The organism is Candidatus Neomarinimicrobiota bacterium, from assembly GCA_041154365.1.
In the GTDB taxonomy this organism is placed as follows: domain Bacteria; phylum Fidelibacterota; class Fidelibacteria; order Fidelibacterales; family Fidelibacteraceae; genus Fidelibacter; species Fidelibacter multiformis.
Window position 1 is genome coordinate 98263 of the sequence record AP035449.1, and the last position, 20950, is coordinate 119212.

General features: G+C 45.8%; 20 protein-coding genes and 1 other RNA gene. 12 read left to right on the forward strand and 9 right to left on the reverse strand.

The window, feature by feature from the left end; translation table 11 throughout:
• Positions 1 to 10 precede the first annotated feature (10 nt).
• The 12 genes from strainIA91_RS00395 to mazG all read left to right on the forward strand — a co-directional run bounded on the left by strainIA91_RS00395 (position 11) and on the right by mazG (position 12840).
• On the forward strand, positions 11 to 709 hold the full coding sequence (locus strainIA91_RS00395; RefSeq protein ID WP_400167111.1) for an ABC transporter ATP-binding protein: 699 nt from the start codon (positions 11 to 13) through the stop codon (positions 707 to 709).
• A gap of 12 nt (positions 710 to 721) precedes the next feature.
• Entirely contained in the window at positions 722 to 1912 is a 1191-nt protein-coding gene (locus strainIA91_RS00400) for an ABC transporter permease (RefSeq protein WP_400167112.1), read from the forward strand.
• Positions 1909 to 3183, forward strand: a complete 1275-nt coding sequence (locus tag strainIA91_RS00405; RefSeq protein ID WP_400167113.1) for an ABC transporter permease — start codon at positions 1909 to 1911, stop codon at positions 3181 to 3183. The genes strainIA91_RS00400 and strainIA91_RS00405 overlap by 4 nt, the downstream gene beginning before the upstream one ends.
• Positions 3180 to 3932: an outer membrane lipoprotein-sorting protein gene (locus strainIA91_RS00410; protein WP_400167114.1), complete on the forward strand. Its 753-nt coding sequence runs from the start codon at positions 3180 to 3182 to the stop codon at positions 3930 to 3932. Before strainIA91_RS00405 ends, strainIA91_RS00410 begins: the two co-directional genes overlap by 4 nt.
• A gap of 211 nt (positions 3933 to 4143) precedes the next feature.
• Entirely contained in the window at positions 4144 to 4869 is a 726-nt protein-coding gene (locus strainIA91_RS00415; RefSeq protein ID WP_400167115.1) for a zinc ribbon domain-containing protein, read from the forward strand.
• Between the two features lie 15 nt (positions 4870 to 4884).
• An RNA gene (gene rnpB / locus strainIA91_RS00420) (RNase P RNA component class A) lies at positions 4885 to 5298 on the forward strand.
• Positions 5299 to 5310: 12 nt separating this feature from the next.
• Positions 5311 to 7014, forward strand: coding sequence for a single-stranded-DNA-specific exonuclease RecJ (gene recJ / locus strainIA91_RS00425; protein ID WP_400167116.1), 1704 nt, complete (start codon positions 5311 to 5313; stop codon positions 7012 to 7014).
• 11 nt (positions 7015 to 7025) lie between these two features.
• Positions 7026 to 8021, forward strand: a complete 996-nt coding sequence (locus strainIA91_RS00430) for a 3-oxoacyl-ACP synthase III family protein (protein WP_400167117.1) — start codon at positions 7026 to 7028, stop codon at positions 8019 to 8021.
• A 25-nt stretch (positions 8022 to 8046) separates the two neighbouring features.
• Positions 8047 to 10332: an HD family phosphohydrolase gene (locus tag strainIA91_RS00435; protein WP_400167118.1), complete on the forward strand. Its 2286-nt coding sequence runs from the start codon at positions 8047 to 8049 to the stop codon at positions 10330 to 10332.
• A gap of 3 nt (positions 10333 to 10335) precedes the next feature.
• Positions 10336 to 10785: an rRNA maturation RNase YbeY gene (ybeY, locus tag strainIA91_RS00440; protein ID WP_400167119.1), complete on the forward strand. Its 450-nt coding sequence runs from the start codon at positions 10336 to 10338 to the stop codon at positions 10783 to 10785.
• Complete coding sequence (locus strainIA91_RS00445) at positions 10778 to 12055, forward strand: hemolysin family protein (protein WP_400167120.1); 1278 nt, start codon at positions 10778 to 10780, stop codon at positions 12053 to 12055. The genes ybeY and strainIA91_RS00445 overlap by 8 nt, the downstream gene beginning before the upstream one ends.
• An 8-nt stretch (positions 12056 to 12063) precedes the next feature.
• A complete protein-coding gene (mazG, locus tag strainIA91_RS00450; protein ID WP_400167121.1) occupies positions 12064 to 12840 on the forward strand; it encodes a nucleoside triphosphate pyrophosphohydrolase in 777 nt (258 codons plus the stop codon).
• A gap of 338 nt (positions 12841 to 13178) precedes the next feature.
• Here the strand turns inward: mazG and strainIA91_RS00455 are convergent, their stop codons facing one another.
• The 9 genes from strainIA91_RS00455 to strainIA91_RS00495 all read right to left on the reverse strand — a co-directional run bounded on the left by strainIA91_RS00455 (position 13179) and on the right by strainIA91_RS00495 (position 20944).
• Entirely contained in the window at positions 13179 to 14297 is a 1119-nt protein-coding gene (locus tag strainIA91_RS00455; protein WP_400167122.1) for an isocitrate/isopropylmalate dehydrogenase family protein, read from the reverse strand.
• Between the two features lie 26 nt (positions 14298 to 14323).
• The gene (locus tag strainIA91_RS00460) at positions 14324 to 14857 is read right to left on the reverse strand and encodes an HD domain-containing protein (protein ID WP_400167123.1); all 534 of its coding nucleotides are present in this window, start codon (positions 14855 to 14857) and stop codon (positions 14324 to 14326) included.
• Positions 14857 to 16425: a citrate lyase subunit alpha gene (citF, locus tag strainIA91_RS00465; protein ID WP_400167124.1), complete on the reverse strand. Its 1569-nt coding sequence runs from the start codon at positions 16423 to 16425 to the stop codon at positions 14857 to 14859. Before citF ends, strainIA91_RS00460 begins: the two co-directional genes overlap by 1 nt.
• Positions 16415 to 17632 carry an aldolase/citrate lyase family protein gene (locus strainIA91_RS00470; RefSeq protein WP_400167125.1) on the reverse strand — a complete coding sequence of 406 codons (1218 nt, stop codon included), beginning with the start codon at positions 17630 to 17632 and terminating at the stop codon, positions 16415 to 16417. Before strainIA91_RS00470 ends, citF begins: the two co-directional genes overlap by 11 nt.
• A 137-nt stretch (positions 17633 to 17769) precedes the next feature.
• Positions 17770 to 18636 carry a hypothetical protein gene (locus tag strainIA91_RS00475; protein ID WP_400167126.1) on the reverse strand — a complete coding sequence of 289 codons (867 nt, stop codon included), beginning with the start codon at positions 18634 to 18636 and terminating at the stop codon, positions 17770 to 17772.
• A complete protein-coding gene (locus tag strainIA91_RS00480) occupies positions 18597 to 19340 on the reverse strand; it encodes a hypothetical protein (protein ID WP_400167127.1) in 744 nt (247 codons plus the stop codon). The genes strainIA91_RS00475 and strainIA91_RS00480 overlap by 40 nt, the downstream gene beginning before the upstream one ends.
• On the reverse strand, positions 19337 to 19771 hold the full coding sequence (locus tag strainIA91_RS00485) for a VOC family protein (protein WP_400167128.1): 435 nt from the start codon (positions 19769 to 19771) through the stop codon (positions 19337 to 19339). The genes strainIA91_RS00480 and strainIA91_RS00485 overlap by 4 nt, the downstream gene beginning before the upstream one ends.
• Entirely contained in the window at positions 19761 to 20438 is a 678-nt protein-coding gene (locus tag strainIA91_RS00490) for a lysostaphin resistance A-like protein (RefSeq protein WP_400167129.1), read from the reverse strand. Before strainIA91_RS00490 ends, strainIA91_RS00485 begins: the two co-directional genes overlap by 11 nt.
• 17 nt (positions 20439 to 20455) lie before the next feature.
• Complete coding sequence (locus strainIA91_RS00495; protein WP_400167130.1) at positions 20456 to 20944, reverse strand: peroxiredoxin family protein; 489 nt, start codon at positions 20942 to 20944, stop codon at positions 20456 to 20458.
• Positions 20945 to 20950: the final 6 nt, after the last annotated feature.

Sequence of the window (20950 nt, forward strand, 5' to 3'; positions counted from 1 at the left end):
GAGAATACACATGAAAGAATCCGAACTCATAACCATTGATCATCTGACCAAGGTGTATCCTACAGGTACCGGGGGTTTTAAAGCCCTGAAGGATATCAATTTAACCTTCCGGTCCGGTGAGTTTTCGGGTGTCGTAGGTCCCAGCGGGTCTGGTAAAACCACCTTGCTGAATATTATCGGGACCCTGGATAATCCCACAGAAGGAAAAGCAAGTATCCTGGGTCGTTCAGTGAATGCTTTGTCTTCAAAAGATGCAGCCCGTCTGCGAAATCATCACATTGGATTTATTTTTCAGACTTACAATCTTCTGCCGGTTTATACGGTGTATGAAAATGTGGAATTTCCCTTATTGTTGCTGGACTATTCTTCCGACAAACGGGAAAAGATGGTGATGGATGCATTAAGCTGGGTGAATCTTACGGATAAAAAAGATTCCAGACCCTCTCAGTTATCAGGCGGAGAAAGTCAGCGTGTAGCCATAGCCAGGGCTATTGTGAAAAAGCCCGAACTGATACTTGCCGATGAACCCACGGCTAATCTGGATGCCAAAAATTCCTATATGATTCTTGAAATCATGGTAAAAATGAACCAGGAATTAGGAACAACCTTCATCTTTTCCACTCACGATGATAAAGTGATGAAGTATCTGAAACGGACCATATCCCTTGAGGACGGACGGGTCGCCGGGGATGAACAGGCAAAGGCCTGACAGGAGGATATCATGCTTCTTTTCAAACTGGCATATCGAAATATCCGGGGTGCAGGACTCAGATCTTTCCTCAATATTCTGGTTATGAGCATCATCTTTGTCCTGATTGTCTGGATGCAGGGACTGTATGAAGGCGTTACGGTCCAGGCAACAACGGATATGATCCGGGAAGATGTCGCCGGTGGACATTACCGCCACCCTGCTTATGATCCCCATGACCTGGTAGATCTGATGGAAGCACACCAATCATATCAGCCACAACAGAAAGCAGTGGACCGACACGATCTTGAGCCGGTCCTTATAATCAATGCGTCAGTTTATCCAAACGGTAGAATGCAATCCGCACTTTTAAAAGGAATCCGTCCGGATCAGGTTTTGCTGGATTTTCCTGCCCATGAGCTGAAGCCCCAGACGGATGGTGTTATTCCCGCTTTAATCGGAAAGCGAATGGCTGACATGATGCAGGTGGCGTTAGGGGATGAATTTATTATTCAGTGGCGGGACCGTCAGGGGACTTTTGATGCGGCAACTGTCCGGATTGTTCATATTATGACCACGATTGTTCCAACAATCGATGCCGGACAACTGTGGATTCCCCTTAAAAGACTTCAGGAAATGACGGGCATGACAGATGAAGCCACCTATATGATTGCCCGCCCCGGTTTTCAACTTCAGGATCCTCAAGACTGGAAGTTCTATTCTCAGGATGAATTGGTTCACTCCATTGTCAATCTGATGGAAACAAAATCTTCCGGTGGCATGTTTCTGTATCTTATCCTCCTGCTCATGGCCATGCTTTCCATTTTTGACACACAGGTTTTGGCTATTTTCAAACGGCGGAAAGAGATTGGAACCCTGGTCGCCCTGGGAATGACACAAAAGGAAGTATCCCGCCTGTTTACCCTTGAAGGAACCATGTTTGGGCTTTTGGGAGCAGCCCTGGCTGTGATTCTGGGTATTCCCATCTGCCTGTATACCTGGCGGAACGGCATCAATTTCGGACCTGTTATGGATAGCTTCAACCTGGCGGTTTCACCCATTATTTATCCGATTTATACACCCGAAATGATTGTCACAACTTTTATCCTTGTCCTGTTTTTGGTTATGGTGATCAGCTGGATCCCGGCCCGGAAAATTGCCAGCCTCCGGCCAACGGATGCCATTGCAGGGCGCAGGATATATAAGGTGAGAGGTGCAAAATGATACGATTTCTCATAAAAGGACTCCTGAGAGACCGTTCCCGAAGTCTCTTCCCATTGATTACGGTGACAATCGGTGTTGCCCTGGTGACTTTGGGAGACAGCTGGGTTGACGGGGCTCTGGTCGATATTATCGATAACAACGCCCGTCTTGAGACCGGTCATGTGAAAGTGGTTACCCGGGCTTACAAGGAGCAGCTCAGTTCAGCTCCGAATGATTTGGCACTCTTGGGTACGAAAGACCTCATTAATGATCTGGAAAAGGAGTTTACCAATATGGAGTGGGCTCCCAGAATCCGATTTGGCGGTTTACTGGATGTTGGCGGAGAAGAAAATGTTACAATCCGGCAGGTCCGGGGTTCAGGACTGGCAGTGGATTTATCCGAAGGCTCCAAAGAAATTGAACGTCTGGATTTGAACAAAATCCTGGTTCAGGGACATTTGCCCCAGGCTTCTGATGAAATTCTCCTTTCTCCAGGATTAATGGAAAATCTACAGGTGGAAGTCGGTGATGAAGTCACACTCATCAGTTCATCCATGTATGGCAGCATGGTAATCCATAATTTTACCGTTTCGGGTAAGATCCGATTTGGTATTGTAGCGCTGGACAGGAACATGATGATTGCGCCATTGGAGGGAATCCGGTATGCGTTAAATATGGAAGATGCTGCCGGCGCAATCCTGGGATACTTCAAAGATCCGGATGAATATGATAAAAACCTGACCGCATCCATGAAAGAATACTTCAATAAGACATATCACAATCCAAAGGATGAATTTTCACCCTATATGCTGACACTTCGGGATCAGAATTTTCTAAATGATATTCTTCTGCTTTATGAAAACGCCATGGGGATTTTCATTTTTATTTTTGTACTGGTTATGTTTATCGTCCTCTGGAACGCCGGTCTGATGAACGGCATCCGTCGCTATGGTGAAATGGGTCTTCGCCTGGCCATTGGCGAGTCGGCTCACCATATATATCTTACATCCATCGCTGAAGCAGTATTTATTGGATTAGGTGGCAGTGTGACAGGTACACTTATTGGACTGGGATTTGCCTGGTATCTGCAAAATTATGGTGTGGATGTCACGGGGATGTTGGATAGCAATTCCCTCTATATGTCCAATGTTATCCGGGCACGGATTTCCGGATCCACCTTTTATATCGGATTTATTCCCGGCGTTTTGGCAACTGCTCTGGGAGCGATTGTCAGTGGCAGGGGGATTTATAAACGGAAAACAGCTCAACTTTTCAAGGAGCTTGAAGTATGAAAAAATATTACATCGTTATTATCATCGGTATTCTTTTTATGTCAGCCTTGCAGGCGGCGCCACTGCCTGAAGGGATGGAAATACTGAAAAAGGTAGATGAAAATATCACGGCTGAAAACCGGATCATGACATCCCGCATGATTGTCCGAAACCGGCGCAGTGAACGTGAAATAAAAGCCAGGACATGGATTCGTGGAATGGATCAGGCTTTTACAGAATATCTTTCGTCGGCCCGGGAACAGGGGACAAAGATGTTGAAAGAAGGAGACAGGATGTGGATTTATTCTCCTTCTACCGACCGGATTATTCAGATTGCAGGCCACATGTTAAGGCAATCGGTGATGGGATCGGACCTTTCCTATGAAGATATGATGGAAGATCCTATACTGAGCAACCTGTATACAGCCAAAACCCTGTCTGCAGATACCTTACGGAAAAGGCCGTGTTGGGTTTTGGAGTTAACAGCAAAAACAGAAGATATTGCTTATCACTCACGAAAACTCTGGGTAGATCAGGAACGGATGATTGTATTGCGTGAAGAACGTTTTGCCAAAGGTGGAACCCTTCTAAAGGAAACGGATGTACTTCATGTGTTTCAGGTCGATGGCCTCTGGTATCCAAAAGAGATCCTGTATCGGGATGTGTTGAATCAGAATAGCGAAGGGACACGCTTCATCATTGAATCCCTGGAACTGAATGCAGAAATACCTGCTTGGCGCTTTACCAAAGCAGCCCTCAGGCGTTCGTAAAAAAGAGAGGATAAATGTAATCGCAACTTGACTTTATCATAGAATTTGATGAAATTTACCGATGCGACAAAAAAATGCTCATCGAAAACTATGGAGTAAAGACGATTAAAAGATACTTCATTCCTGAGAGTAATCGAAAAGTTAAGAATAAAGAGCACCTTTTTACAGGTGCTTTTTTTTTAGGAACAAATAATCAGCCCGGAGGATTTTAATGCACGAGACGATGGAAAGGCTTGTCAAGCTACAGTCTGTGGACTATCAATTAAAGAGTATAAAGGAAAAGATGGGGAATTTACCGGAGACAGTCCTTGCCCTGGAATCCCGCATCAAGGAAGAAGAAGAAAAGAAAGTTCAGGAATCGGAGCGCATGAATCAGAATCAGGCAGGCGTGACAAAAAACCAGGGGAAGATCAAGGAATACCGGGCAAAACTGGAAAAATATCAGGAACAGCTCTATCTGGTAACGACCAACAGGGAATATGATGCATTAACAGCAGAGATAGATTACGCAAAAAAGGAGATTGAAGAAGCGGAAACACAGATACATGAGGCCCGGGAAGAGAATCAGGAGCTGGAAGAAAGTATTAAACATTCCGATGAAAATATCGAAATGTTAAAAGTGGATTTGGAAAAAGCCAAAAAAAATCTGGAAAAAACCATACAGGAAACCCGGGATGAAAAAGAACGTCTGGAAAAGGAGCGTCAGGAGATTACAAAAAAAATCCCCCGGAATATTCTGAATGTATACGAGAGGGTTCGAAAAGCCCGGCGAGGTGTTGCTGTTGTCCCCATTATACGGGATGCCTGCGGCGGGTGCAACAACAAAGTAATCCCCCAGAAGCGGGTGGATATTTACAAGCGGAATAAAATCGTGACTTGTGATATCTGTGGGCGCTTCATATATTCAGACGAAGGCAATTTGACAGTAGATAAATAAAAGGTATATAGATCTGGAGTTGAAACGACGGTCGCGTCCCGACGGGAATAATCCGGCCGGGATGAGGAAAGTCCGAACTCCGCAGGGCAGGCCGCCTCGTAACGCGAGGAATCAGTAATGATTGGAAAGTGCCACAGAAAACAGACTATCTGTCCTCTTCTGGGAGGAGACTCCCGGAAACAGGCGGATACAGGTGAAAAGGCGAGGTAAAAGCTCACCGGGTCTGCCGAAAGGCAGGCCGCATGGTAAACCCCGGTCGGAGCAATGCAAAACTGAGAGACCGCTCCGGCGGTGAATCCGGCCCGGATTCCATTCTCAAGGTGGCAGCATGATTCCGGAAGTGATTCCGGAACCAGATAAATGACCGTCCTCCCCCATGTCGTATGACATGAAGGGAGAACAGAATTCGGCTTACGTTCAACTCCGGATCATATTTACAAAATGCAATGGATTTTCAAAGAGTTTGATTCCGATCAGTTGCTGATCTTCAGCCGAACCCTTGGCCTCGATCCCCTATATGCTAAACTTTTATTAACCCGGAATATCATCACCCAGCAACAACTGGAAGAATATTTTAATCCCACACCAGACAAACTGTACGATCCGTTTCTCATGAAGGACATGAAAAAGGCGCTCCTTCGAATTCGTCAGGCACTGGCCAAAGAAGAAAAAATTCTTGTCTATGGTGATTATGATGTAGATGGTATTACATCCGCCTCGATCCTCTATCTCTTCTTTCAGAAATTGGGCGGTGATATCTGTTATTATATTCCGGACCGGGAGAAAGAAGGGTATGGGCTTTCCCGGGAAGGACTCGACCATGCAGTCCGTTTGGGTGTTTCCCTTATCATTACCTGTGATTGCGGCATCAATGCAGTGGAAAAGGTCCGCTATGCGAAGCAAAAAGGACTGGATGTAATTATCACAGACCATCACGAGCCTTCCCCAGAGCTCCCACCTGCCCTGGCTATAGTGAATCCCAAGCAGACAGATGACATCTACCCGGAAAAAAACCTGTGCGGTGCCGGTGTCGCTTTCAAACTCATCCAGGGATATTGCCGTTATGAAAGCCTGGATGAAGAAACTGCCTATGATTATCTGGACCTGGTGGCTTTGGGAACGGCAGCAGATATTGTAAGCATGACGGGTGAAAATCGCATACTCATGAGTGAAGGATTAAGGAAAATAAATGTGGGGAGAAACCGGATCGGCCTGAAAGCCCTGATGGATGTCAGCCGGATCCGCCCAGAAGAGATGGATGTATCAAAAATCGTTTTTGGCATTGCTCCCCGGTTAAATGCCGTGGGTCGACTGGGTGAAGCCTCCCGAGCCGTAAAATTACTCACAACACAGGATCCTGTCGAAGCAAAAGCCTATTCGGAAATCCTGGATGATGAAAATACCCAGCGGCGCGCTATTGAGAAAGATGTGATGGAAGAAGCAATCCAGGATATTGAAAAGCGGTATCCTCATCAGCTTCCCAACATTCTGGTCCTGCATAATCCCACATGGCATCCGGGTGTTATTGGAATTGTGGCATCAAAAATCAAAGAACTCTACCATCGTCCTGTGATTATGATTGCTTTTCAGGATGAATTGGGTAAAGGCAGCGGACGGAGTATTACCGGATTTGATTTATACGGCGCGTTGCATGTCCATGAAAAGTGGCTGCAAACCTATGGTGGACACGTGATGGCGGCCGGGCTGACCATTTCGAGGAAAAATCTGGATCAGTTTATGCAGGATCTCCATAAATTTGCGGAAGACACCATCTCACCGGATCTTCTGGAACCCCGGATTTATATCGATGCAGAGGTGGAAATAGAACAAATCAACATGGAGCTTCTTACTTTTCTCGATCGACTGAGACCCTTCGGCCCCGGGAATATGAGGCCTAAGTTCTACCTTAAAAATGTACAACCACAGCAAGCCCGTATCGTGGGAGGAAATCACCTGAAATTCAGAGTCCGGAAAAATCATCGTTCCCTGGATTGTATCGCCTGGAATTTTGGGGAAGAACTGCCATTGGTCAGCGCCCCCGGCAAAACTGTGGATCTTGTTTTTGTCCCGTCCATAAACGACTGGAATGGAACACGTTCGATTCAACTCATTGTAAAAGACTTAAAACCACACGAACAAGCATAAGGAGAGTCAAGGTGGGTGTTAAAATAGCCGGTTATGGGTATTATGTTCCCGAAAAGGTGGTGACAAACCACGACATGGAAAAATTAATGGATACGTCTGACGAATGGATTACCGAACGGACAGGTATAAAAGAAAGACATTTTGTCAAGGTAGGCGAAGAAGGAACATCAGATCTGGCAGTGAAAGCTGCTGAGAAAGCCCTTGATAAAGCCGGCATGACTTCTGGAGACCTGGATATGATCGTGGCTGCAACCCTATCCCCTGATCATGAAATTCCCGGTATCGGTGTGATGATCCAGAATAAACTGACCGGCTGCCGCACGATTCCGGCCTATGATATTCGGCAACAGTGTAGCGGATTTGTATATGGACTCGAACTGGCATCCACCTTTATCAAATCAGGCAAGTACAAGACAATCCTCCTGGTGGGTGCAGAGGTTCAGAGCGTGGGTCTCAATCTGTCTACCGAAGGTCGGGATCTTGCTGTTCTTTTCGGTGACGGTGCCGGAGCTTTTGTGTTGACTGCCTCTGAGGATGAATCCGACGTGTTGGATTCGGTGCTCCACAGCGAGGGAGAGTACTACCAGGCACTGTGGAAAGAGTATCCCAGCATTTATGTGCAGGACAGAATCAGTAAGGAAGATATCACTCTGGGGCGCCACTACCCATCCATGAACGGCCGTTTTGTCTTTAAACATGCCTCAACCCGCATGCCTGAAGTGGTAATGGAATTATTGAATAAAAACAGTGTGAGTAAAGATGAAATTGCCCAGATTATTCCCCATCAGGCAAATTTGCGTATCACACAGATGGTTGCCAACCGGTTGGAACTGACACTTGATACAGTTTATTCAAATATTGAACGATATGGCAATACAACAGCTGCGTCAATTCCCATAGCTTTCTGTGAAGCGCTGAATGAAAAACGGTTCAAACGTGGGGACTATGTGATCACTGTTTCCTTTGGTTCAGGTTTTACCTGGGGAGCAAATCTGATTAAATTCTGATCGTGGTATCGATTGGAGAACAATAATGACAGCAAAAAAAATAAAGAAAAAACCGGTCAATTGGGATCTCATCCTGAAAGCAGGCATGATGGTTCTGGTTGTAATCATAGCAACAATTCTGATTCCCCGGGAACGCTCCCATATATACAGATATCAAATTGGAGAAATCACCCGAGCAACCATTATTGCTCCCTATGATTTTGATATTCTGAAACCTGAAGACGTGATTGAAGCTGAAAAACGGGAAGCTCTGAAGCGGGTCCCCTTTGTCTTTAACCACGATCACGATGCGGAAATCAGAAGCACACAGGATATTGAACAGTTTTTCCGGATGGCGACTGCCCTCAAACAACGCTACCAGTCCCTTAAAAAATCACGGGAAGACCGAAATCTCTACCGGTATAATGTGGAGCGTTTTGAAGAACAAAACAAACGTGTCCGGTCGGACAGTACAGCTTTCTATCAACTGATCAGCCAGTTCAAACAAGATTATAATATCGATATGGAGAGTGATCTTTACCGCGGCTTGTATGATCCTGATAAAAGTCCTCTTCCGGACCTGGAGAACCTGAAAACCCAGTTTCTTCAGGAAATCACCCAGTATATGGATAAGGGAATTGTGGATATCCCCCTCGAGGATATCATGTCCAGTCAAATTGCCATTTCCAGAGCTGGAGAGGAAATTTACCGATCCACCAGTGAAATTTATGACAGGGACAAGGCCATTAATACCCTCTCCCAGAGCCTGAAAACAAACGGGAACGAGCTGAGTTTTGAAAAGAAACAGATGTTGTTTCAGATTTCCCGGATTTTTATCCGTCCGAATCTTATTTACGATAAAGAGCGGACACTCCGGCGCCAGCAGGATGCCATCAGCAGGATTCCCATTGTAGATGGCAAGGTGTTAAAAAATGAAAAAATTGTGGATGCCAATACCCGGGTTACACCTCAAATCTATCGAAAACTTTATTCCCTGAATGTTGCAGAATCCAAAAGAAATCAAAATGCCTTTGGACGGGCTTATTTCATGGGATTTTTCGGCGACCTGCTTATCATGGGATTGCTTTATACAATATTTATACTTTTTATTTACCATTTCAGGAAGGAAATCTATTCAGACCGAAAAAACATTTTTCTTATTGTGATCAATCAATTGATTGTAATCGGACTGGGTTACCTGATTTCATCCCTGAATCATGCGGCCTTTATGGCCGTCCCCGTGACCCTTCTGGCCATGATTGTATCCATCTTTTATGATGAACGGGCTGCCATTTTTTCTACGGTCCCCATTATTCTTATGCTTTCCTATATCTTTGGGAATCCTTTCCATTTTACCGTGGTCCACATGCTTCCGGCACTTATTTCTACTATTTCTATTAAAAAATTGAGAAGCAGGGATCAGATTTTTCAACCCCTGATCTGGGTCTTCCTTTCTTACATTCTCGGTTTGATCGCCCTTGAGCTTGTCAGCTTCAGCTCCTTTGCCGAGCTGACACGGGGAATTTTGTTCGCCTTTATCAATACGGTCGGATCGGTCCTGGCGGCATATGGCCTGGTAAGTGTTTTTGAACGGATGCTGAATATTACAACCGATATGACGCTTTTGGAATTAACGGATTTAAACAAGCCCTTATTGAAAGAGCTGGCCATGAAAGCTCCGGGGACATTCAATCATTCGGTAATGGTGGGGACCATTGTGGATACGGCTGCCGAAGCCATTGGGGCCAATAACCTGCTGGCACGTGTTGGGGCTTATTATCATGATATTGGGAAAATTGCCAAATCCAACTATTTTGCTGAAAACCAGCGGGATGAAAACCGCCTGGAAAAACTCAAACCCCACATGGCGGCAAAGGTGGTGATTAATCATGTCCGGACCGGTATAGAACTGGCTGAACAGTATAATCTGCCAAAAATTGTTATGGATTTTATTCCCATGCACCATGGGACCCAGATTGTGAAGTTTTTTTATGACAGGGCGATGGATCTGGCCGAAGATCCGGCGGATGTGAAGGACAGTGATTTTAAATATCCAGGCCCAAAGCCCAATACCAAGGAAACAGCATTGGTTATGATCGCCGAAGCCTGTGAAGCAGCCATAAAAGCACTGGATAAACCGACAGATGCCGACATTGAAAACCGTGTCAACCTGATTATCAAAACACGGATGGATGAAGGACAGCTGTCTGATTGTCCCCTTACTTTTCATGATATCACAGTGATCCGTGAATCTCTGATCAGGCAGTTTATCAGTATGTATCATCATCGCCCCGAATATCCGGGCCAACAAAAAAGTGAAACGACAAAATAATCCATGCATTCCAGTCGACGTAAAGAAAAGCATATTCACATCTACAATGAATCCGGTTTACGGCTTCCCCTGCGCCATGAGGACATTTCAGGGATTATTCTCACATTGCTGAAAGCCTACCAGTTGTCCTCTTGTGATATCAACATTATTTATATGGCTGACGAACCTCTCAGAGAGATGAAAAAAGAATATTTTGATCAGGATCTCTTTACGGATATTATCAGCTTTACGATGGAATGTTGTGAAGATTATCTGGAAGGAGAGTTGTATATCTCTCTGCCTCGAATCCGGGAAAATGCGTCCCGATATCATGTCAGTATTCGCCAGGAATGTGCACGGATTCTGATTCACGGTTTTTTGCATCTTATGGGATACGAAGACGGCAACCCAGGCGCCAGGGAACAGATGACAAAACTGGAAAACCGTCATCTGGAGGAATGTGGTTATGCCTGATGACCTGCTTCTACGGAGCATATTGTTTGTGGTTCTGTTGCTTTTTTCCGGCCTCTTTTCCAGCAGTGAAACCGCTGTTTTTTCCGTCAAACGGTCCAAGCTGGAAGAAAAAATGCGTGGGGGGCACCCTGAAGCTTTGAGACTTTTAGCCCTTCTGAATTTTCCCCGGCGCCTCCTGATTGCAATTCTTACTGGAAATACTTTTGTCAATATTGCCATGTCTGTCATTTCGGCTTCAGTTGCCAGGGATATCGCCAATTACTATCAGTTATCCCCCATTTTATCCATCCTGGTTCAGGTGTTTGCCGTCACGCTGGTGATTCTCATTGTGGGAGAAATTCTCCCCAAAATCATTGCGGTCCGAAGTGCTATCAAACACAGCCTTCGCATGTCCTCTTTTTTAACGATTGTTTATACGTTGCTTAAACCCCTGACAGCTGTTTTTTACTGGATCACCGATCTTTTCGCCAGGATGTTTCGCATTCAGGGTGAAGAGTTTATTGAAGATTCTGAAGAGTTATCCGCACTGGTAAACCTGAGTGGCGAATCCGGGGCTATCCGTGAAAAAGAACGGGATATGATCCAGTCCCTACTGAAATTGTCCGACACCCGGGTCCGGGAAATTATGATCCCAAGGCCCGATATCCATGCCATCGATATCAACCAGTCCCTGCCCGATATCATCCAGGAGGTGCGCGAATCCAAATTTTCAAGGCTGCCGGTTCATGGCGGCGACCTGGATCATATTATCGGTTTTATTTTTCTTAAAGATATTCTTCACTTAACAGATAAAGAAACCGGAAAGACACACATAAAAAGTTTGCTCAGACCCCCGCTCTTTGTCCATGAGAATAAAAGTGTTGCGAAAATGCTCAGGGAATTTCAAACAAAAAAGACCAAACTTGCCATTGTGGTAGATGAATTTGGAGGGACAAGCGGCCTGGTGACCCTGGAAGATGTGGTGGAAGAAATTGTGGGTGAAATCCAGGATGAAATGGATGAGGAAAACCAGACCATGATCCGGAAGAGCGGCGAAAAAGAGTATATTGTCAATGCTGCCCTAAACCTGGATGAACTGGAAGAAGAACTGGGGATTTCCTTTCCGGAGGAACGGGATTATGATACTCTGGGTGGTTTTGTCATGGATAAACTGGGACGGGTGCCCAAAAAGCAGGATCAATTTGTCTTTCAGAATGTAAGATTTACGGTTGTATTGATGCAACGCCGGCGAATCAAGGAAATTCGCCTGGAATTTTTACCCGAAGCATAAGGGCCTGGATGAAAGCATTTAGTGACCTGGTGGAAATTATCAAGAAGTTGCGTTCACCGGAAGGGTGCCCATGGGATCGTGAGCAAACACCGGAAAGCCTGATCCCTTTTATGATTGAAGAGGTTTACGAAGTGATTGATGCTTTGGACCACCGAAATGACCGGGATTTGGTCAAGGAGCTGGGGGATGTGATGCTTCACCTTGTTTTTCAGGCGGTGTTGGCAGAAGAAGACAATCGTTTTACCATCCAGGATGTTTTGTTTCATATTAATCACAAAATGATCAGCCGACATCCCCATGTTTTTACAAACAAGGTTTTTAATTCTGAAGAAGAGATTCATCATTACTGGGAAAAAAAGAAGAAAGCTGAAGGACGGAAAAGACTCCTGGATGGAATCCCAAAGGAGCTTCCCTCCTTGCACAAAGCCTATCGTGTACAATCCAAAGCTTCCATGGTGGGATTCGACTGGGATAAAATTCATGATGTATGGGAAAAAATCCGGGAAGAGATCCGGGAACTGGAAGATGCCTCCCGGGAAAAAGACGCCGACTCTATGGAAATGGAATTTGGGGATCTTCTTTTTTCCCTGGTAAATGTGGGTCGCTTTCTGGGGATCAATGCCGACGAAGCTTTGAGAAAATCTACCGATAAATTTATCCGCCGCTTTCACCGCGTGGAAGAAATGGCTGAAAGAAATAAGAAAGACCTGCGGGCTCTTTCCCTGGATGAACTGGAAAAAATGTGGCAGCAGGTGAAAGATGTGGATGACGGGGAGATGGGATGAGGATACAAAAGGATGAAGATATGAGGCGGACAGGGGCCTGGGTCCGGGGAGAAAGAGGATTCAGAACGTTCATTGGTCCGGGTAAGCCAACTCATAATTCAATTCATCATGCATCACTCACAATCATCCAATTATATGAATAATAATATAATCTTGCGTTTGATCGGGTTCGTGCTTATTTTATCCCCGGGGGCGTATACACATAAACATCTTGCTATATAGTGCGAATAAAATTTCTCGAATTCACATCACCTGTAACACTTCAGCAATCTATGAAATTTATGCCAGGGCGAGGCAATGATTCCTATGGAGAAGCGTATCGGTAAATCCACGAGCCCTCACAATTTCGAAGCAACTTCTCTTGCCACTTCCAGCGATGTATTACTGCCTCCCATGTCGTAGGTTTTTACTTTTCCTTCGGAAATCACAGCTGCAATCGCCTTTTCCAGACGTTCAGCCATATCTTTTTCACCAAGCCAGTCCAGCATCATTTTTGTCGTCAACAACATAGCCATAGGATTGACTTTATATTGACCGTGATATTTCGGTGCACTTCCGTGTGTTGGTTCGAAAACCGCATAATTGTCTCCAATATTTCCACTGGAAGCAAATCCGAGTCCACCTACCAGCTGGGCAGACAAATCGCTGAGAATATCACCGAACATATTTTCGGCTACGAGGATTTCATAATTCTCCGGGTTTTTCACCAGCCACATGCATTGGGCGTCGATATTGGTTTCCCAGAGTTCGATGTCCGGATAATTTTTTGCTACTTCCCGGGCAGTCCGGATCATGAGTCCGCCTGTCTCTCTGAGGACATTGGGTTTATCTACGACTGTGACCGCTTTTTTCCCAAACTCCCTGGCATATTCAAATGCTTGTGTCACGATGTTCCGGCAGGCCTGACGAGTCATGATGCGCGTAGAAATGGCCATATTGTCCAGGCCCGCATCTTTGAATTTTTTCATTTTGGGATGATGCTTATCCAGCACCTCGTAAACTTCCTTTGGAACCGGATGAAACTCTACACCGCCATACATTCCCTCCGTGTTTTCCCTAAAAATGGTAATATCTATGCCGTCCCGGTAATTCAGGGGATTGCCGGGATAAGCTTTGCAGGGCCGCATGTTCGTATGAAGGTTAAAGGTTTGGCGCAGGCGCACTATGGGACTAAAATACACATAGCCTTTGCCTTTCAAAGTGGGATCCAGTTCCTCATCCGCTTCTTCTTTGGGCTTGGAAGTAATAGCTCCAAAAAGGGCACAATCTGTTGTTTTCAACATATCGAGGGTTCGTTGCGGCAAGGGATCTCCCTCGCTTTTCCAGAATTCCCATCCAATATCTCCGTGAATATAATCGGCATCCAGCTTGAGTGTATCCAGCACAATCCGTGCGGCATCCATCACATCATTCCCTACCCCGTCTCCGGGAAGCCATCCAATTCGGTACTTGGCCATAATCTCTCCTCAGTTCGTTATTGTCTTTATCCTTTAACCAGCTCGAAATCAATGAAATCGGCGTGATGAAATATGATGGATTCAGGGGACCGTTTTTCCCCGGCTCCTTCCTTGGAATGGGTGGCGATGACATGCATCACCGATTCAGGAACTCCATGCTTGAATGCCAGCCCCACACCACTGAAGGGATGGCGAAGATAGCGACCGTAATCGGACTTTGTCACCTTCCCGTTTACGATCTCATATTCAAGCAGTTTTCCCACATCCGCCAGGAGCGCGCCGGCAATCAGAACGTCCCGGTTTACTGGGGTTCGCCGTTCCTGATGGATGGTTTTCAGGACATCTTCAGTTGCTATACACAGACGGCACACAGCCCTCACATGGTCTATGAAGGGAATGGTAACACCCTCTGCAAGCAGGGTAAACGGAATTTTCATCAAAAGATCCCGGGTCCAGCCACGATAAGCCGCGGCTTCCTGCCATACGGCTTCTACCTTTTGTCTGAGTGTTTCGTCCCGGATTTCCTTCATTTCGGGGAGCATGGCGATAACATCCAGCATTAAGGGTTCCTCCTTACTTTTTTTATCACGTCAATCACCGTTCCATCCACCCATTTGACGGCAGCAACCACTTCATCTTCGAAGTCCACCGGTTCAGGTACTCCACACAAAGCTTCTGCTTCGGCTTTCAGTTCCTCAATGCTTTTCAGCGGTAATCCGCTGTTTTTAACTTTTTCCAATAGGTCTGTCCGCAGAGGATTAATTGCGATACCCCGTTCTGTCACAATTACATCGATAAGTTCTCCTGGGCCGCATAGAGTTGTGACTTCATCCCGGATGATGGGAATCCGGTTTCTGAACAAAGGGACGGGCAGGATGGTACACCGGGCATGGAGGCAATTTTGCCAGCCACCGATACCATGTAGCAAAATACCGTCGGAATGGGTCACCACATTTCCATTGAAGTGGACATCCACTTCGGTAGCCCCAAGAATCATGACATCCATCATGGTTGTATAGGTCCCTTTGCCGTGGAAATCATAACAGTGAAAAATGGAAATATCCGGATGCCTGGGATTATTTCGCATGGATTCTACCGCTGTCAGATCAAATGTCTGGGCATCCAGCATATATTCCAGCACCTCATCTTCCAGCATTTTTACTGAATATTCGGTAGAACCGCCAACGGCAAAACGAGCTTTTATTCCCCGTTCTTTCAGCATTTTGTGAAAATAGATACCTATGGCCAGGGATGTCCCGCCGGCTCCGGCCTGGAAGGAAAAACCGTCTTTAATCAATCCGGCTGCATCACAAAATCTGGCAGTATATTCGGCGATGAGAAGGCGGTCCGGGCTACGGGTAATCCGGGTGGTTCCGGATACGATTTGTTCCGGAATACCGATTTTATCCATGACAACCACAAAATCCACATAATTCCCGATGATTTGCATGGGGATACATGGAAAAGGTACCAGATGATCGGTGACAACAATCACCCGGTCTCCATAAAGCATATCTGCCAGAGAATAACCCAGTCCGCCACAGGCTGAGGGGCCATAAAGCCCGTTGGCATTGCCAAAAGGATCGGCTGTTGGAGCAGCGATGACGGCAATATCAATTTTAACTTCACCATCCTGAATGGCCTGGTAGCGGCCACCGTGAGAGCGAAGGACACCCACTCCTCTCATTTTTCCTTCAGAACAAAAACGTCCCAAGGCGCCATTCATGCTGCCTTCGATATGATGGATAGTTCCATCTTTTAAATACTCAATCATGGGCTCATGACATGGAAAAGAGGCAGAAGGAAACCAGACAAGATCTTTAATTCCCAGATCGGATGCGGCTTTGAACACCTGGTTGGCTACCAAATCACCATTCCGGAGGTGATGATGAGTGGAAATCACCATCCCATCCCTGATCCCGGATTTGACCAGGGCGTCTTTTAAAGTTTCCACTTGTTTGTTTCCGTCCGGCGGGTAATCGATGGATGTACGAATAGGCGGACCGTAACGATTTCCTGAAGGCCTGTGTTTGCCGATTCCTTTAAACGGGATGACTTTTTCTCCGTTAATTTCCGGAGGAATCCATCGCCCGGCGGCGTTTTTGGTCCAATCGGATTTATGTGCCATAGGTTTCTCTCCAGTTCTTCGGTATCCGGTTCAATGTTTCTGCCAAACGAATGGTCTTCATTGCCCGTTTGAGGACAGGTGCATCGATCATTTTTGATCCCAGGCTTACAACCCCCAGCCCTTTTTTTTCTGCATCTTCATACGCCATGACAATGGCCTGAGCCTTTTCTATTTCAAATGAAGTGGGAGCAAAGACTTCATGAATGACCGGAATCTGCCGGGGATGGATACACCCCATTCCGTCAAACCCCATCTTTTTGGATTCAAGAGCTGTTTTTTCAAGAGCATTCATATTTGCCACATCGGAAAACACGGAGTCCGTTGCCTGGACCCCTGCAGCCCGGGCCGCAAGTACAAGCAGCGATCGGGCGACAAAACTTTCATCCCCTTCCTCAGTCCGCCGGGTACCCAGATCAGCCGTCAGATCCTCCAGGCCTATAGCCAAAGCAACAACGGTATCACAGGCTTCGGCGATCTCTTGTGCTGCCCCAACACCCCGGGCCGATTCCACAATTGGTATGAGGTAAACGGGATGGTCGATGCCTGATTCAGAAGCAATTTCCTTAATTTTCAAATCAGCCCGAATCACATCTTCCCGGCTTTCACATTTGGGTATTAATACACAATTCACCTTTTCAGGAATCAATGTTTCCAGATCCAGAATCCCTGCAGGGAAAGGATTGATCCGGATCATCCGCTCTGCAGTACCGAAATTGAGTTCATGGAGGGCATTGCGGACCAGAATCCGGGCTTCATCTTTCCGGGAAGGGGCCACAGAATCCTCCAGATCCAGAATGATACCGTCAGCAGCATAGAGTCCGGCATTGATCATCAGTTTTGGATTATTGCCCGGCAAATACAGACGGGAACGGCGGAATCGGTCCTTTTCCGAGGGATAGAAAATACCGGAATGATCTGTGACCAGAAAAGGCTTACAGTCGGGAAAAGCCTTTCGGATAGCTGCTTCCAGTCGGGCCCTCAAGGTGAATGGCAGGGCACCCTGATCTTCTATGCTCAGATGGGCATCCGGAATTCCGTAGTATTCCATCATGTCCAGACAAAGATTACGTATGGATTTTCCGAAAAGATCCCCGACTTTACTCTGGATATCCAGTGTGATTCCACCGGATTCCTTCAGTGTCAGGGTAACAAAACAGTCCCCCCGGGCTGAAGGACCTGTGTTGCCCGATGAAAAAGAGTCACTCAATGGTTTTCCTCCTGCTTATCATAATAGGCTTATAGAGCCATTCCAATCAGAAATGTGGGGCGTTTTCAAAGCTCGCTAAGTTTGTTTACGAATATATCCAAAAGCCTGCAAAGTTTCAATCAAATCAGCTTAAAAAACTAATCGGTGATAAGAATTTTATCCGGGAAATAACACTCGACCTGAAAAACAGGAATTAGGCTCAGTGGATATGTGTCAATAATGAAGGTATTGTCCATGTTGATGGTGACGGGTAAATACAATCTGGCACCCAGATAAGGTGTCAGGTAAAAACGAAAAGTGTGGACATGTATTTGGTAAGCCCGGCCGAAAAGCAGTTCTGCCCGGCGGTCGTAAGGAGTTTGAAGACTCCAGTTGGTGGAAAAACGAACCAGGGTATTGGGGAGCTGAATCTGAGGTATCTTTTCCGAAGAGATCCCCTTTCTGTTAAATGTAAACTTAATGATTTGATCATCCAGGTCCCTGCCGATGAAAAGCAGTGAGAAACGGCGGGTAAATATTTCCTGGGCCAGGTCTGAAACATATTCGATGTGTTTATTTTCAAATCCGATTTCCATGCCGGGATAGGGAACGATATCTTTTCCGATACTCAGAAGATGGCTGAAAGAAAAAAATGTCCCCCGGACATTATATCCTTTATCCTTTTGCCGGTGGATTTCCCCGTAAAAAAGACGCACTTGAAAAGGGCGCTGTGAATTGGCGTAAATATCCCAGAAATTCCAGTAATTATAGACACCCATCTCATACAATTCCGGATCGGTGCGGTATGCCAGGGGGCCTGCCAGCGTTTTGGGATAGCCTCTGAGCTCCAACTGCATAAGTTCGGCAAAGCGGGGTGTCGTCTGATACCCCAGCCCGATATTGGATATATTATAGTAAAAATAAAGATGATGATCCTCAATCACCAGTTCGGTCCGGTTGATGTCTGATGCTGCCAGGGGTGCTATTATGGCTGTAATGAGTAATGTGTATTTAATGAATCGCATAATGAGTCAGGGTAGCTTTTATATTGACTGTAGCGTTCCCTTATCCGGATTTCCATCTGTTTATCAACGGTGATGATATGGCTTAAGGATTGCATTCCAAAACGGATGATTCGTCCCTTTTCATCATAGGTGTTGAAAATTTCGATCTCCATTTTTGTAAGGCCTTCCGGAAGAGGATGGGGTTCAAGGATCATTTTGATGATTCCGTAAGTTTTGGGATCTATCCAGGCCCGGCCCTTCATGAGTCCGGACGTTTCTCCCCGGGGAATAAATTCCACAAGGCGCATTTCTGTGTTGTTCAAAGAGGTTTTTCCCAAATCCCGGATCATGTAGTAACGGTGAAAATTTTCATCATAGAAGTCCGGTGGGTTTTTTTGCGATAGGAGTGTATCCGGTTTCAGTAACGTATCAATGGGCGATTGATTTATTCGGAGCTCTTTATATACACGGACAATGGGCTGATTTTTAAAGTGGTACTCTTGCCCCTTTAGGATCATGCGGGTGCTTAGGGAATCTTCACGAATCATTTGTTCCCGATAAAAAGCAAACATGTAACAGCCCAGGGATTGAAGGTCCTTTTCCCGTTTTATCCGGACATTTTCTATAAATTTTTCAAAGGCATAGATGCGCTGGGGTAAAAGTTTGTCCGGAAGTAAAAAAAGGACTATGAAGAGGGATACAATGATATTCAATTTGATTTTCATCGTTCCACCAGGACTGTGATTTGACCGCCGGGGAGAATAAACAGGGCTTTTTTGCCTTTACCCGATTTCTCTTCCGGTGCTGATACAATCCGGGCCGGCGAAGCCAGGATTTCATCCCATGCCCGATTTATATCACTCACACGCATGACAAGGGTATCTGTACCGACGATTCCATCCCTTATGATAAATCCCTTATCGAAAACATAAGATGTGTTACCCTTTGTGATCACGGGATCAACCTTTTTCATGTGAAGCACTTCCTCGAGGAAATAAGCATCAGCTTCAGGATCCTGTGAAGGAATGACCCATTCTCCGGATAGGATAAGAGGTTCTTCCGGCAGATTCCGGATCAGGGTTGTATTGAAAAACCAGATAATGACCGCAATGAGGATCAGGATTGCCGAAACCCTTTGTATTGGACTAACGCTCATGGAAAAAGACCTTTGCAGCTTTGGGAAAAAGGAAGAGATTCATCAGATTTACGCTCAGGTGGATTCCCCAGGGCATGATAAGACTCTGTCGTGTGACGGTAAAATACGAGAGGATCAGGCTGGTGATGAAAATCCAAACAGTGGCGCTCATCTGCTGGATGTTTGTGTGGACAAAGGCAAAGATAGCAGACAGGAGCAGTGCAGCCCAAAGCCAGTGATTCCACAGCGTTATCAGCGCCATAAAAAGGTAAGCCCGAAAAAGAATCTCCTCCACCATGGAGGCACTCAGGTTGATGGCAAAAGCCCAGCGGCGCTGAACGGAGGTTTTCGGGATGAGCTCGTCCTGCCGGGACAGGCGCTCAGTCGGGGATTCACCCTTGATGCGGCTGATAAGCCATTCCAGCAGAAGAAAAAGGAGGGAAAGAAGTGCTCCTGCCAAAAGCCCCAAAACCAGATCCGGGATCAGATTTTCCAGGGTAAATAATTTTCCTACACGGGTTAACCACCGGTATAAAGACTGATATTTCAGGGGATTTATGGAGTAGAAAAGCCACACAAGGGCCGGAATGGCGGCCGTAAAGAGCCATAAAAAGATCTGCTGATAGAATCCAATCGGACTCCAAACCAATGAGGCAGAAATTTTAAGATCATTCCGGTCCTTGTCCATGTTTCCTTTTCACAAGGTTACAGGATTTTTTTGATTTCTTCCTCCCAGAAAGTCCTGGGACGATAGCCGGTTACCTTATTTACGATCCGGCCCTTTTTGTCGATGATGAAAGTTGTGGGAATACTTTGAAAATTATCATAATTCCGAATCACATCCGGTGTGAACATCATGACGGGATATTGAATCCCCATATTCTGAATATATTTATCTACGGCATCCCAACCGGTCTGATCAACCGAAACTCCCACAATCATAAGACCGTCTTCTTTATATTCATCGTATAAATCGATAAAATCAGGAATTTCCCGCTGACAGGGTGGACACCAGGTTGCCCAGAAGTTTAAAATAACCATTTTCCCTTTTTGATCAGATAAGGTAAAAGTTTCGCCATATCCGTTACGGAGTGTAAAATCCGGTGCATCTTTCAGGTTTTCTTTGTTTTTGTCACATCCCGTCAGCATCATAGCCAGGACCAGTATGGGAATCACAAACCAGCTTTTTTTCATTTTATG